Genomic DNA, 14,201 nt, shown 5'->3' with positions numbered 1-14,201 from the left:
GTACCGATGGGTAACGTCCGGGCAGTCCAGTCGTGCTCAGAGCTTTGGCCCCCACCGAAGTGATCTCCCCCCGATCGCTGAGCACCTGCCCGATCTTGGACGCACCGCCGCATCGCACAGCGTCGTGGCGTCGGTGCCCTATGAGGAGCAGCAGTCTTGCGCGAGTTCAGCCTTCCGGCCCTGTACGAGGTCCCAGCGGACGGCAATCTGACCGATATCGTCCGCCGCAATGCCGCGCAGCACCCGGACGTCGCCGTCATCGGCCGCAAGGTGAACGGCAGTTGGCAGGATATGTCGGCCACCGCGTTCCTCGCCGAGGTGCACGCCGCCGCCAAAGGCCTGATCGCCGCCGGGGTCAAGCCGGGCGACCGGGTCGGCCTGATGTCCCGTACCCGCTACGAGTGGACGCTTCTCGACTTCGCGATCTGGAGCGCCGGTGCGGTCACCGTGCCGGTGTACGAGACCAGCTCGCCGGAGCAGGTGCAGTGGATCCTCGGTGACTCGGGCGCGGTGGCCTGCGTGGTCGAGCTCGAGGCGCATGCCGAGGCCGTCGAGGCGGTACGGGACCGGCTTCCGGCGCTCGAGAACGTATGGCGGATCGAGGCGGGCGGCGTCGAGGAGCTGAACCGTCTGGGCGCGGACATCGAGGACGAGACGGTCGAGGAGCGCTCCTCGCTCGCGAAGGCCGACGACCCGGCCACCATCGTCTACACCTCGGGCACCACGGGCCGCCCCAAGGGCTGTGTCCTGACGCACCGTTCGTTCTTCGCGGAGTGCGGCAACATCGTGGAGCGGCTGCGCCCGCTGTTCCGTACCGGCGAGTGCTCGGTCCTGCTCTTCCTGCCGCTCGCGCATGTCTTCGGGCGTCTGGTGCAGATCGCCCCGATGATGGCGCCGATCAAGCTGGGTCACGTACCGGACATCAAGAACCTCACCGATGAACTGGCCTCGTTCCGGCCGACGCTGATCCTCGGTGTGCCGCGGGTCTTCGAGAAGGTCTACAACTCGGCGCGGGCCAAGGCGCAGGCGGACGGCAAGGGCAAGATCTTCGACAAGGCGGCGAACACGGCGATCGCCTACAGCCGCGCCCTGGACAGCGCGGCGGGCCCGTCGTTCGGCCTGAAGCTCCAGCACAAGATGTTCGACCGGCTCGTGTTCAGCAAGCTGCGGGCGGTGCTCGGCGGCCGCGGCGAGTACGCGATCTCCGGTGGCGCCCCGCTGGGCGAGCGCCTGGGCCACTTCTTCCGCGGCATCGGCTTCACGGTCCTCGAGGGCTACGGTCTGACCGAGTCCTGTGCGGCCACCGCGTTCAACCCGTGGGACCGGCAGAAGATCGGCACGGTCGGCCAGCCGCTGCCCGGCTCGGTGATCCGGATCGCCGACGACGGCGAGGTGCTCCTGCACGGCGATCACCTGTTCAAGGAGTACTGGAACAACCCGGGCGCCACCGAGGAGACCCTGTCCGAGGGCTGGTTCCACACCGGCGACCTGGGCACCCTCGATGAGGACGGCTACCTCGCGATCACCGGCCGCAAGAAGGAGATCATCGTCACGGCGGGCGGCAAGAACGTCGCCCCGGCGGTGATCGAGGACCGCATCCGGGCGCACGCGCTCGTCGCCGAGTGCATGGTGGTCGGCGACGGCCGCCCGTTCGTCGGCGCCCTGATCACCCTGGACGACGAGTTCATCGGCCGCTGGGCCGAGGAACACGGCAAGCCCGCCGACTCGACGGCGGCCTCCCTGCGCGACGACCCGGACCTCCTCGCGGCGGTCCAGCGCGCGGTGGACGACGGCAACGCGGCGGTCTCCAAGGCCGAGTCGGTCCGCAAATTCCGCGTCCTGTCGGAGCAGTTCACGGAGGAGTCGGGCCACTTGACGCCTTCGCTGAAGCTGAAGCGGAGTGTGGTGGCGAAGGACTACGCGGACGAGATCGAGGCGTTGTACCAGTAACTCCGCGGAGGGCCGGGGGCTGAGCCCCCGGCCCGTCACAGCAGCGTCTTCAGCCGCTCCGCGAGCAAGTCCCACCGCCACTGCTGCTCGACGAACTCCCGCCCCCGCTCCCCCATCCGCTTCCGCAACTCGGGGTCCTCAAGCAGCGTGACGATCCGCGAGGCGGCCTCCTCCGGGGCACCCCCGCGCACGACCCACCCCGTCTCTCCGTCGAGCACCGCATCCGGCGCTCCGCCCGAATCTCCCGCGACCACGGGCAGCCCCGTGGCGGAGGCCTCCAGGTACACGATGCCGAGCCCCTCCACATCGAGCCCGCCCCGCCGCGTACGGCACGGCATGGCGAACACATCGCCCGCGCCGTAGTGGGCGGGCAGTTCCTCCCACGGCACGGCGCCCGTGAAGCGCACGGAGTCCGCGACGCCGGTCTGCGCCGCCAGCTTGCGCAGGTCGCTCTCGTACGGGCCGCCGCCGACGATCAGCAGGACCGCGTCCGGCACCCGCTCCAGGATCCGTGGCAGCGCCCGGATGAGCGTGTCCTGCCCCTTGCGCGGCACGAGCCGTGAGACGCACACGACCACGGGCCGGTCACTGAGCCCGAGCCGCGCCCGGATCTCGTCACCCCCGGACCCCGGGTGGAAGGTCTTCTCGTCGACGCCGGGCGGCAGTTGGACCATCCGCCCCGCCGCCTCGGCGGTGAGCGCGGCGGCGACCCGGGACCGGGTGTACTCGCCGAGATACGTGATCGTGTCCGTGGACTCCCCGATCCGGCGCAGGAGTTGGCGGGCCGCGGGCAGCTGGGCCCAGCCCGCCTCGTGCCCGTGCGTGGTCGCCACGATCCGCTCCGCCCCGGCCCGGCGCAGCGCGGGCGCCATCAGGCCGAGCGGCGCGGCCGCCCCGAACCAGACCGACGTACAGCCGTGCTCGCGGAGCAGGTCGACGGCGCGGCGGGTGACGCGGGGGGTCGGCAGGAGCATGGTCGTCCGGTCGCGTACGACGGTGAACGGCTGCTCGGCGTCGAAGGCCGCGGTGGCCTCGGCGCCCTCGCGGCCGCGCTTCCAGGTGGAGGCGTAGACGACGAACTGCTCGGAGTCCAGGCGGAGCGCCATGTTGTGCAGGAACGCCTGGATGCCGCCGGGGCGGGGCGGGAAGTCGTTGGTGACGATCAGGGTCTTGTGCATCGCCGTCCGACAGTACCGAACGGCCGTGCCTCACGCCGCGTGGCCGGGGTGCCCGGCATCATGAGCCCGGCACATCACGGCCGTACCCGCAAAAACGCACTGAACGTGACGAGGAGCTCATGACGGGCGCGATCCGGATCCTGGCGGTCTGGACGGTCACCCGGGCCCTGCTTCTGTTGTGCGTGTTCAAGGTGTTCACGGTGCCCGGCCCGGATGTGACCGGCGACGTGGTGGTGATCTACCGGAGCTGGTTCGAGATTCTGCGGCTCGGCACGTTCCCGCTGGACGACGTCACCTGGCAGTACCCGCCGGCCGCGGCGCTCGCCATCCTCTCCCCCGCCCTGCTGCCGTTCCTCGACTACGCGGCCGCTTTCTTCGTTCTGGTTCTCGTCTGCGATGCGGCCGTGCTCGCTCTGCTGTGGCGCGCGGGCAGGGCCTGTCGCCAGACTCCCGTCGTCGCCCGTAGGGCGGCCGCGCCGGGGGCACCTCCCGCTCGAGCGAAGCCGAGAGTGGGGGAGGCTGGTGCGGCGATCGCAAGGCGCCGGAAGGTCCTCGTAGCGGCGCTACGTGGGCCGTCTGGCAACGCGGCGCGGGGGCACCTCCCGCTCGAGCGAAGCCGAGAGCGGGGGAGTGCGTGCCAGCGTCGCGCGGCAGGCGGGAGTCTGGCGACAGGCCCTGACCCCGGCAGGGGGTACGCGGGTGCGTGGGCGTGGGTCGTGGGCGTACCGCTGCTCGGGCCGACGGCGTATGCGCGGTACGACCTGATGGTGACGGCCGTGGCGGTGGCGGCGCTGCTCGCGGGGGCGCGGCACGCGCGGGTCCTCGGGGTGCTCGCCGGGTTCGGGGCGCTGCTCAAGGTGTGGCCGGTGCTGCTGCTCCTCGGCACGCCGGGCGCGCGGGTGACCCGGCAGGCGTGGACGGCGGCGGCCGGGACGGTGTGCGGGGTGCTGCTCGGGTGCGCGGCGGTGATGCCGGGGGCGCTGGCCTTTCTGGACTTCCAGCGTGACCGGGGCACGGAGGTCGAGTCGCTGGGGGCGCTGGTCTTCCATGCGGCGCGGCATCTGGGCTGGCAGGGGCGGATGCAGTTGAACTACGGATCGGTGGAATTCCTCGGCCCGTACGTGCCGTTGGTGAGCACCGTGGCGCGGCGCTGACGGTGGCCGCCTTCGGGTGGCTGGTGGTGTGGCGGCTGCGGGCGCGGAGGTGGGCGCCGAGCACGCTGGCGGACACGGCGTTCGCGGCGGTTCTTCTGTTCACCGTGACGAGCCGGGTGGTGAGCCCGCAGTACCTGCTGTGGCTGGTCGGCCTGGCGGCGATGTGCCTGACGTACGGGGTGCGCGGGATGGGTCTGCCCGCGGGGCTTGTGCTCGCGGCGACGGGGGTGACGTTCCTGGAGTTCCCCCTCTGGTTCTCGCATGTGACGGCGAGCGATCCGCTGGGCGTCGCTCTTCTTCTCGTACGCAACGGCCTGCTGGTCGCCGCCGCGCTGACGGCCTGCGCCCGGCTGTGGCGCCGGTCGGTGACGGAGCCGTGCCGTCCCGCGGCGGTGCCGGCTCAACCGGCCCGCGGCAGGGCGTCGTTGGGCTCCTGACTCCGGTCCGGCGAGCGGAGCGCGCGCCGCAGCAGCAGCCCGGCCGCGGCACTCTGCACCCCCATCGCGAGGCCGAGGGCGCACGCGATCCCGGCGAGCCCGAGGCCGGACAGGGCGTGGGCGAGCGGCAGTTGGACCACGGTGCCGAGCAGGGTGACCCGAAGCAGCGCCCCCGCGCCGCCGCTGCCCTCGAAGACCCCGCCGAGCGCGATGACGCAGGCCGTGAGCAGCAGATACGGTCCGGCGCAGCGCAGGAACAGCGTCCCGTCGGCCGCCACATCGCCGCGTGCCCCGAGGACGCGGAGCAGCCACGGGGCGGCCACCGCGAAGACCGCCGCGGCCGCGGCGCCGAGCACTCCGGCGACGAGGGCGACCTGCCGGGCGATCGGGCCGCGGGCGTCCTGTCCGGTGCCGAGGGTGTGCGCGGTTCCGGCACCGAGGGTGTGCGCGGTGTGGATCGCGGCGGCCTGGCGTACCGCGTAGAAGGCCATCGTGGCCAGGTACATGGCCTTGTACGCGAGCGCGTACGCCGCGACCGCGCTCACCCCGAGCCGCGCCACCACCGCCATCAGGGCGAGCGCCCCCGCCTGCCGCACGGTGAAGTCGACGGACATCGGCAGGCCGGTGCGCAGGGCGCGGCGCAGTGCGGCGGGAGTCGGTCGGGCGGGCGGGGCGGCCAGGGCCGCGCGCATGAGCGGGTTGCGGCGGACGGCCCGTACCCCGCACGCGAGGGTCACGGAGCGGGCCAGGACGGTGGCCGCCGCGGCGCCCGGCACCCCGTACGCGTGGATCAGCAGGGGATCGAGTACGAGGATCAGGCCGTTGGAGAGCAGCGCGAGCCGCATCGGGGTGCGGGTGTCGCCCGCGCCCTTGAGGATCCCGTCGACCAGCTGCTGCGCGAAGAAGACCACCATCCCCGGCATGGAGATCGCGAAGTAGTGGGCCGCCAGGGTGGACGCGGGCCCGCCTCCGCCGAGCACGAGCCGCGCCACCGGCTCCCGCAGCAGGAACCCGCCCGCCGCCACCAGCGGGGCGAGCAGCACGCACAGGGCGAGGCCGCCGCGCACCGCGGAGCGCACCGCCCCGGGGTCCTCGGCGCCGCGCGCGTGCGCGACCAGGACGGTGGTGCCCGAGCCGAACACCAGGGCCACGCCGAGGAGCAGGTTCTCGGTGTTCGTGGCGACCGCGACGGCCGCGATCGCCGGGCCGCCGAGCCGCGCCACCCACACCGTGTTGACGATCCCCGCGGCCACGGAGGCGAGCAGCGAGAAGTACACGGGCCGGGCGAGCGCGACGATCCGCCCGCGATGCGCACGAGGTGTCATGCCGGGTGTCATGCCGGGTGTCATGCCGGAGTCCCCCTTCCAGGAGTACCTCTATTCGAGGTACCACGATGAGAGGTACACTCGCGCACGCGTTCGTACGAGCGCAAGCGGAAATCCCCCCGCGGAGAACCGGAGCCGGTGACGACGATCATGCTCGAGCTACCCATACTGGGCTTCCTCTACGAACAGCCGCTGCACGGCTACGAGTTGAAGGTCCGGATCCAGGCCCTCAGCGGCCATGTCCGGCCGGTGAGCGACGGCGCCCTCTACCCCGCGCTCACCCGCCTCACCAAGGCCGGACGCCTCGAGCAGCACGCCGAGCCCGGCAGCGGCGCCGCGCCGCGCCGGGTCCTGTCGCTCACGGAATCCGGCCGGGACGCGCTCCTGGAGCGGCTGCGGCACCCGAAGGACGTGGAGATCACCGACCAGCAGCGGTTCAACACCCTGCTCGCGTTCCTGCGCCACCTGCCGGACCCCGCCGAGCAGGCGGCCGTGCTGCGCCGCCGTAAGGAGTTCCTGGACCAGGCCGCCAGCTTCTTCCACCGGGACGGCGCCCCGGTGCGGGCCGAGGACGAGCCCGACCCGTTCCGGCGCGGGATGCTGCGGGTGGCCCGGGCCACCAGGAAGGCGGAGCGGGCGTGGCTGACGGAGATGCTGGCCGAGCTCGAGGGGTGAGGCCGAGGGGTGAGGCGAGGGGTGAGGCGAGGGGGCAGAAGCCGGGGAAAGCCGTCAGGCCAGCTCGGCCCGGAGGTACGCCCGCCACTGGGCCGTGAACTCCCCGGGCGTCGTGCCCAGTACGTCCCGCAGCGCCGCGTCGACCGCGCCCGCGCGCCGCTCCCGGGCGCCGACCGCCTCGTAGAACGCGCGCAGCTTCGGCTCGCCCCACCGCTCCGCGATCATCCGGCAGGCCAGCAAGCTGCCCTCGTACGCCCGGGCCAGGCGCCCGGAGTCGCCGCCGAAGCCGAACGCCTTGTCGTCCGGGAGCGCGCCGGGCACCTGGCCGCGGCGCACCGCCTGGTGCAGCTCGGGCGCGGTCTGCGCGGCGGTGCGGCCCGAGCCGCGGTAGCCGACCCAGTCGGCGAAGCCCTCCGAGAGCCAGAGCGGGGTGGCCGCCGAGGTGTACGCGCGGGTGGCCACGTGGGTGGCCTCGTGCGTGAGGACGACCTGCTTGCCGAAGTCGCTGAGTACGTCATACGCCTCGGGGTTGACGATGATCCGGTCCGCGGGCGCCTGCCCGCCGCCGCCCACCTCACCCGTGGTGACCGCCGCGATGCCCTGGTACCCGGCGGCCGGGGCGCCGAGCAGCCCCGCCATCCCGTCGAGCGAGCCCGGCACCAGGACCACCACGCGGCCCGCCCAGGCCCGGCCCCACGCGTCCCGCACCGCCGGAACCGCACGGTCCGCGAGCCCGGCGTAACCGCGCAGCTGGTCCCGGCTCCGGCCGACCCCGAGGACCAGGCTCCGCTCGCCGCGTACCGCCGTCACCTCGCCCTGCTCCCACAGCTGCCGCACCCCCTTGTCGGCGGACCGCTCGTCGGCCACGGACCAGCGCTCGCCGCGGCGTTCGAGCCGGACGGTGCGCTCCACGGTGACCGGGGCACGGTCGTAGCCGTCGAGGCGGTAGCGCAGCTCGACGGAGGCGGTGGCGCCGGACTCGGCCAGGACGAGCCGGGTCAGGCGGTACTCCCAAGAACGCAGCGGCACTTGGGCGAGGTGGCCGAACTCCGTAGCACGCGCGGCCGGACCGCCGGGCGCCGCCGTCGCCTCGTACGCCGCCTCGTCCCGCTCGAGCACGGCCTCGGCCCGCCGCGCGAGCAGCCGCTCCACGGCCACGGTCGCGGAGTCCCCCCGCGCGGGCCCACCGCAGCCGGTGCCGACGAGGAGCACGGCGAGACAGAGCAGCACGGCCGTACGGAGGCGGCGCCGCACGGGAACGCCCGCCCCGGCGCGCCGGGGAGCCCACCGACCTGCCGCACCCACCCGCGTACACCCGTGACCAGCCATCTCTTGAGGGTACGAGGACGCGCGGGGAGGCACGAGAGGCAGACGAGCCCTCGGGAGCGTGGACCGGTGCCGATCCGGTCAGACGCGGGTCACCGCGGAGACCGGCATCATGCCCACCGGGTCGTACCGCACGGGCGCCCCCGGGTAGGGGGCGTGCACCACCTGGCCGTTGCCCATGTACATCCCGATATGGCTGGCGTCGGAGCGGTAGGTGACCAGGTCTCCGGGCTGCGCCTCGTCGAGCGAGACCTGCCGCCCCGCGTACTGCTGCTCCTGCGAGGTGCGCGGCAGGCCGACGCCCGCCTGCCCGTACGCCCACTGCGTCAGGCCCGAACAGTCGAAGCCGTACGGCCCGTTGGCGCCCCACACATACGGCCGCCCGACCGCCTGCCGCACCGCCGCGACCGCCGCCGCGGCCCGCGCCGACGGCGGCATCCCGGAGATCCCGGGCAGCTCGCCGCGGTCCGAACGCGAAGCGCGGTCGAACGCGGCGCGGTCCCGCGCGGACAGCGAGTTGAGCAGCCGCTGGGCCTCGGCGAGCTTCCGCGCCACGGTGCGCTTCTGCCGCGCGACCACGGCCCGGGACCGCTCGAGCTCCCTGAGCATCTCGGTGGCCTTGGCGCGCTGCTGCGCCAGGGTCCGCTGGGCGCGCTGGAGTTCGGAGAGCTCGCCGGCGTGCCGGTGGCTGATCCGGTCGAGCGTGGCGGCCTTCTCGAGATAGCTGTCCGGGTCCGAGGAGAGGATCAGGGCGACCGTGGGGTCGATGCCGCCGGAACGGTACTGGGCCCCGGCCAGCGCACCGAGCGCGCCCCGCATGGTGTTGATGCGTTCCTGGCCGCGGGCGACCGCGTCCTGCACCACGGCGACCTCGCGGCGCAGCGTGTCGGTCCGCTCGTCCGCCTTGTTGTACGCCTCCGTGGCCCGCTCCGCCTCGGCGTAGAGGCGGTCCACCTTGGCCGAGGAGCCTTCGGTGTCGTCCTGCGGGTCGGCGCCCGCGGGGGCGGCGCCGAGCGAGGTCGCGGCGGCGGCCGCGGTGGCCATGGCGGCCGACAGGACGGTGATGCGGGCGCTCCGGTCGAGGCCCGCGAGGGCGGAGTGCGAGGGACGGCGGTGGGACGCCACGGGGGCGGCTCCTTCTTCCGGGGCCAGAACAGCGCGGAAGGTATCACCACGAACCGGCCCCGGCGGCCACGCACAGCACAGCGTCCCGCCATCGACGCAGGTCGACAGCGGGACGCGGGGTCAGCACGCGGGGGCCGAATTCGCCCGTTCGGAGGGCGCGTTGAGCGCCGTACGACAGGGACGTACGAGTGAGACGTACGAGAGAGATGAGCGAGTGAGACGTACCGTGCGAGACGGCGGAACCGCGAGACGTCAGATGCGCACGCCGAACATGTACGGCATGTTGTTGATCGACTCGTAGCGCACCGCGGCGCCCGGCTTGGGGGCGTGCAGGATCTGTCCGCCGCCCGCGTAGAAGCCGACGTGGTGCAGGTCGTCGTAGAAGATGACCAGGTCGCCGGGGCGCAGGTCGCTCTGCGAGGAGATCCTGGTACCGGCGTTCGCCTGGTCCTGGGAGATCCGGGGTATGGAGACCCCGGCCTGCGAGAAGGACCACTGCGTCAGGCCCGAGCAGTCGAAGGAGCTCGGCCCGGTCGCGCCGTACACATACGGCGAACCGATCTTGCTCTTGGCGGCATTGAGTGCCGCGGCGCCGCGGCCCGTGGCGGGCGCGGTGTTGCCGAGGTCGATGCGGTCGGCGGCGTCGCGGCTCGCCCGCTCCTCGGCGGCGGCCATGGCCGCGCGCTCCTTGGCCGTCAGGGTGTTGAGGAGCTTCTGCGCCTCGTTGAGCTTGCCCTGGACCTTCTTCTTCTGCTCGCCCAGCTCCTTGCGGGTGTCGGCGAGGTCCGACAGCTTGTCCTTGGCCTCGGCACGCTGCTGCGCGAGCGCCCGCTGCTTGCCCTGGATCTCCTTCAGGGCGTCGGCCTGCTTGCTCGTCAACTGGTCGAGCGAGGAGGCCTTGTCCAGGTAGCTGTCCGGGTCGGAGGAGAGGAACAGCTGCACGGAGGGGTCGATGCCGCCGGAGCGGTACTGGGCGCTGGCCAGCGAACCGATGCCGTCGCGCAGCTCGTTGAGGTCGGCCTGGCCGCGGGCGACCTTGTCCTGGAGCTCGCTGATCTCTTCCTCGAGCTTGTCCTGTTGCTCCTTGGCGCCGTTGTACTTCTCGGTGGCGTGCTCCGCCTCCTCGTACAGCTTGTCGACCTTCGCCTTGACTTCCTTCTTGCTCGGCTTCGGCTCCGCGTGTGCGGCCTGCGAAGTGAGCGCCACGGCTGCCGCTGCGGTCGCGGTGAGAACGGTCACGCGGGAGCGGCTCGGCTGCTTCGGTCGACGATGGGACGCCACGGGGGCGGCTCCTTCTTCCTCCGACCGCCTACTGGGGACGATAGGCGGGACCCCCGCCGTCATCTCTATTAGATGATCAACAGAGCGAAGGTTCGAGCCCAGACACTAAGTGACACGATTGAGATCCTTCAAATCATCCCGGCAAAATTCTCGGTCGCGACCGCATCCTTTACCTTCAATACACCTGCAGTAATGAGCACTTGACGCAATGTTGCGTGAAGGTCCCGCGAAATCGGGCATTACGCCCAGGAGTTGCCAGGCGTTACAGAAGCCGCCAGGTCCTCTCTTCCGGGTCAGCCCGGCTCCGGACGACGGCGCCCTTCCGGGTGGCCCGAGCGGGCTCTGGTGCGTGCAGCTGCAAGGCGGAGGAGGGAGTCGACGCGGAGCGTCGGCGACCGACGACAACGCCGCAGATGTGCGTGCCAGAGCCCGCGACGCCGGGATGATCCGGAAGAGAGGGCCTAGCCGCGCGAAAGTCGTTTCAGGAGGACCGCGGACGCGACCGGGCGGGCGCCCGCCCGTGCGACCCCGTCGGCCACCTCACGGTCGGTCGAGACCACCGTCACCGGGCGGCCCGGCGGCTCGGCGCGGACCAGCTGCCGGATGAGCTCATCGGCGGTCACGCCCGGCTTGGAGAAGAGGACGCGGACGCCGCGCGGTGGTGCAAGGAGCACCGGCGCCGCCAGCTCCGCCCCGTCGAAGACACAGGTCACCTCGGCGCCGGTCTGCGCCGCGAGCGCGGAGAGCGAGCCGAGCAGCCGGAGCCGCTGCTTCTCCAGGGGCATCGTGGGATAGCCGGTCTTGGTGACGTTGTAGCCGTCCACCACCAGGTGCGCCTGGGGCAGCGCGAGCAATTGATCCAGGATCGCCGGATCGTCCTCGGACAGGGCGCGGGCCGCGATGTCCTTGGGGCTCATCCGGCCCGGTTCGGCCGCGTCGACGGTCTCGGCGGGGCGTACGGACACCGGTGGCAGGGCGAGTTCGCGGCGCAGCCCCTGCGTGGACTCCAGGAGTGTGTCCAGGAGCAGCCGTACCCGCATGTCCTCTATCGAGCGGCCCTCGCGCACCGCTTTGCGGCTCGCCTCCAGGGCCGCTTCGGCCTCGCCGAGCCGGGTCTTGAGGCGGCGTGCCTCGCTGTCGGCGGCGGAGAGCTGCGTCTGGCTCTCGGCGCGTACGGCCTCGGTCTCGGCGGCTGCCTTGCGCAGGGCGGCCTCGCCGCGGCGTACGTCGCTGAGCGCGCTGCGGAGCTTGCGGTGAAGCGATTCGGCTTCCTTCTTCGCCGCGTCCAGGTCGGCGCGGAGCCGCTCGGTCTCGGCCCGGGCGCGCTCGCGGGTCTCGGCCACCTCGCGGCGCAGGCGTTCCAGCTCGGCCCGGGTCTCCTCGTCGGCCCGCTCGGCGTCGGCGCGCTGCGCCTCCTCTCCGGCGGCGGTCACGAGCTTCACCCATCCCGTGTGCCGCAGTACGTAGGCCGCGGCCGCCACATCGAGCGGGTCCGCGGCCGGGGGCGGCGTGCCGGAGTCGAGCGCGGCGGCCAGCTCGGGCTGCGCCTCTCTGAGCCGCTCCCCGATCCGCTGCCGGAAGAGCGGGGCGGACTCCAGGGCGGCCGCCATCGCGTTGCCCGCGAACTTCAGCCGACGGCTCGGTGTGAAGCGGGCGTACTGGCGCAGCTGCGGGGGAAGTTCGGAGACGGTCAGGCCGCCGAAACCGTCCGAGACGAGCGCGATGACCCGACGGCGTACGCCTTCGGGAAGCGGCCGCTCCAGAGTCTCGGCGGTCTCGTCCGCGGAGGTCCCGGCGGTCTCGTCCACGGAGGTCCCGGTGGCGCCGTCCGCCGGGGAAGCCTCGTCGGAGGCCCCACGGGAGGCCCCATCGGAAGCCCCGTTAGAGGCCCCTTTAGAGGCCCCGCCAGAGGCGCCTTTGGCACCTTCCGCGTGGTTCGCGGTGGCGTCGGTGGCGCCCTCTACGGGCGTCGACCCGGTGGCGTCGGCCGCCGCGTGGGCCGGACCGACACCGTCGGCCGCACCGGCCGCCCCGGCGCCGTCGCCCCGCTGGCCTGCCTGCACCATCCGTCACCCCACTCGACACGTGCCGCTCGGGCGGGCCCCTCAGGAGCTCGCGCCCGGCTTTGCCACCAGTTCCACCTGATCCACCGCGTTGCACCAGCGGCAGCGGACCGACTCGATGTTCTCACTGAGCACGTCGCGTTCCTCGACCTTGGGCTCACCGGCCAGGTCGAGGTGGACGTACTCCACCACCTTCGACGAACGGGTCACGTCGAAGCGCGTGAGGTTGCCACAGAGCGTGCAGCGCCACCGGGTGTCGGAGGTCGGGAGCGGAACCGTCATCGCGGCGTACGCCTTTCGTCGATCAGTTTGAGTCGGTCACCTTGAGTCAGTCACTTTTCGTAGGTCAGTGATACTCCCCTACTTCTGGCAACCCTAAGGCTTGCCGTGGGGCCGTGCGGACGGCCGGGAGCCGGGCGGCGAGGCGGTCTATACGCATGCATCCGGTTACGTCATGATCTGTCCATGATCGTTGAGCGGGGTGCGGCGGGAGAGCCGCACAAGGACACGTCCCCGACCGTCTTCCGGGGCGTCGCGTCCCTGCGCGCGCCGCTGCGGCTGGTCACGGGGCGCGGTGCGGTGGTGACGTACGGCGTGATCGTGGTCTGCTGCGCGATCTTCGTGATCTCCCCCGGGTCCGGGCTCAACCCCACCTTCGGCACCGGCGACCAACTGCTCGCCGCCCAGCGCGGTTACTTCGCCCGCTGGGGCGTCATCCCGCAGGCGCTGCTCGACGGGGTGCCGCGGGCCGCGCTCACTCCGGTCACCGCGCTCTTCGTGCACGGCAGCTGGCTGCATCTGCTCGGCAACATGCTGTTCCTCTACGTGTTCGGGGCGATGGTGGAGAAGCGTCTGGGGCATCTCCAGTACGCGTTCTTCTATCTGGGCTGCGGGGCGCTCGCGCTCTTCGTGTTCGCGGCCGCCAATGCCGGCTCCGAGCAGACCCTGGTGGGGGCGTCCGGGGCGATCTCCGCGGTGCTCGGCGCCTTTCTCTATTTCTTCCCCACGGCCCGGGTCACCAGCCTCTTTCCCTTTCTGTTCTTTCTTCCGCTGCGCTTTCCCGCATGGATCGTGCTGCCGTTCTGGGTGGCGCTCCAGTGGCTTGCGGCGGCGCGGGAGACCAGCGGTCCCGGGGTCGCCTACCTGGCTCACCTGGTGGGCTTCTCGCTCGGCTTCCTCTACGCCTGGGGGCTGTGTCTGCGTACGGCTAGAGTGAAGGGCCAAGCGCCGGCGACCGAGGGAGAAAGTCAGCCGTGATCACCGCGATCGTGCTCATCAAGACCAGCGTGGACCGGATCCCGGAGATCGCCGAGGCGATCGCCGCGCTCGACAGCGTCAGCGAGGTCTTCTCGGTGACCGGTACCTACGACCTCATCGCGATGGTGCGGGTGGCCGCCCACGACGATCTGGCGGACGTCATTCCGGGCCGGATCAGCAAGATCGAGGGCGTCGAGGCCACGGACACGCACGTCGCGTTCCGCACGTACTCCCAGCACGACCTCGAGGCGGCGTTCGCGATCGGCCTGGACTCCTAGGGCCCGTCTCCCCGACCTTCGCGGGCCCGCGGCGAGCAGCGACGCCCGGCGCACACGCCCGGCCGGACGGGCCCTCGGTCCGTCCGCTCCCGCGACCTCGCGGCCTCAGGCCCCGCGGCCGGATGAGGACTTCTTCATCTTCGCCTCATCCG

General features: G+C 72.3%; 11 protein-coding genes and 2 pseudogenes. 6 read left to right on the top strand and 7 right to left on the bottom strand.

Annotation, left to right across the window (positions count from 1 at the left end):
• Positions 1 to 156 precede the first annotated feature (156 nt).
• Complete coding sequence (locus ACWD10_RS12585; RefSeq protein WP_451089892.1) at positions 157 to 1,950, top strand: AMP-dependent synthetase/ligase; 1,794 nt, start codon at positions 157 to 159, stop codon at positions 1,948 to 1,950.
• A 35-nt stretch (positions 1,951 to 1,985) separates the two neighbouring features.
• On the opposite strand, the gene ACWD10_RS12580 is transcribed toward ACWD10_RS12585, so the two are convergent.
• Positions 1,986 to 3,128, bottom strand: a complete 1,143-nt coding sequence (locus ACWD10_RS12580) for a glycosyltransferase family 4 protein (RefSeq protein WP_451089890.1) — start codon at positions 3,126 to 3,128, stop codon at positions 1,986 to 1,988.
• A 119-nt stretch (positions 3,129 to 3,247) separates the two neighbouring features.
• Between ACWD10_RS12580 and ACWD10_RS12575 the strand changes: the two are divergent.
• Positions 3,248 to 3,562, top strand: a pseudogene (locus ACWD10_RS12575) (hypothetical protein); the annotation flags it as partial.
• A 228-nt stretch (positions 3,563 to 3,790) separates the two neighbouring features.
• A pseudogene (locus ACWD10_RS12570) lies at positions 3,791 to 4,719 on the top strand (glycosyltransferase 87 family protein); the annotation flags it as partial.
• Here ACWD10_RS12570 and ACWD10_RS12565 read toward each other — a convergent pair.
• On the bottom strand, positions 4,683 to 6,068 hold the full coding sequence (locus ACWD10_RS12565; RefSeq protein ID WP_451089888.1) for an MATE family efflux transporter: 1,386 nt from the start codon (positions 6,066 to 6,068) through the stop codon (positions 4,683 to 4,685). The pseudogene ACWD10_RS12570 and the gene ACWD10_RS12565 overlap by 37 nt on opposite strands.
• Before the next feature lie 126 nt (positions 6,069 to 6,194).
• On the opposite strand from ACWD10_RS12565, the gene ACWD10_RS12560 reads away from it, so the two are divergent.
• The gene (locus tag ACWD10_RS12560) at positions 6,195 to 6,719 is read left to right on the top strand and encodes a PadR family transcriptional regulator (protein WP_451090059.1); all 525 of its coding nucleotides are present in this window, start codon (positions 6,195 to 6,197) and stop codon (positions 6,717 to 6,719) included.
• Between the two features lie 54 nt (positions 6,720 to 6,773).
• On the opposite strand, the gene ACWD10_RS12555 is transcribed toward ACWD10_RS12560, so the two are convergent.
• From ACWD10_RS12555 to ACWD10_RS12535, 5 genes are all read right to left on the bottom strand, one after another.
• Positions 6,774 to 7,973, bottom strand: a complete 1,200-nt coding sequence (locus tag ACWD10_RS12555) for a hypothetical protein (protein ID WP_451089886.1) — start codon at positions 7,971 to 7,973, stop codon at positions 6,774 to 6,776.
• A 153-nt stretch (positions 7,974 to 8,126) separates the two neighbouring features.
• Positions 8,127 to 9,170, bottom strand: a complete 1,044-nt coding sequence (locus ACWD10_RS12550) for an NlpC/P60 family protein (RefSeq protein WP_451089884.1) — start codon at positions 9,168 to 9,170, stop codon at positions 8,127 to 8,129.
• Positions 9,171 to 9,422: 252 nt separating this feature from the next.
• The gene (locus ACWD10_RS12545; protein ID WP_451089882.1) at positions 9,423 to 10,451 is read right to left on the bottom strand and encodes an NlpC/P60 family protein; all 1,029 of its coding nucleotides are present in this window, start codon (positions 10,449 to 10,451) and stop codon (positions 9,423 to 9,425) included.
• A gap of 461 nt (positions 10,452 to 10,912) precedes the next feature.
• Positions 10,913 to 12,517: an NYN domain-containing protein gene (locus ACWD10_RS12540; RefSeq protein WP_451089880.1), complete on the bottom strand. Its 1,605-nt coding sequence runs from the start codon at positions 12,515 to 12,517 to the stop codon at positions 10,913 to 10,915.
• Between the two features lie 39 nt (positions 12,518 to 12,556).
• Positions 12,557 to 12,796, bottom strand: a complete 240-nt coding sequence (locus ACWD10_RS12535) for a hypothetical protein (protein WP_451089878.1) — start codon at positions 12,794 to 12,796, stop codon at positions 12,557 to 12,559.
• A 183-nt stretch (positions 12,797 to 12,979) separates the two neighbouring features.
• Here ACWD10_RS12535 and ACWD10_RS12530 point away from each other — a divergent pair, with 183 nt between their 5' ends.
• Entirely contained in the window at positions 12,980 to 13,771 is a 792-nt protein-coding gene (locus tag ACWD10_RS12530) for a rhomboid family intramembrane serine protease (RefSeq protein WP_451089876.1), read from the top strand.
• Complete coding sequence (locus ACWD10_RS12525) at positions 13,768 to 14,049, top strand: Lrp/AsnC family transcriptional regulator (protein ID WP_451089874.1); 282 nt, start codon at positions 13,768 to 13,770, stop codon at positions 14,047 to 14,049. The genes ACWD10_RS12530 and ACWD10_RS12525 overlap by 4 nt, the downstream gene beginning before the upstream one ends.
• Positions 14,050 to 14,201 lie beyond the last annotated feature (152 nt).

This window comes from Streptomyces sp. NPDC002851 (assembly GCF_053591935.1).
The sequence above is the reverse complement of the archived record's forward strand: the minus strand, read 5'-3'. Positions and strand labels throughout refer to the sequence as shown.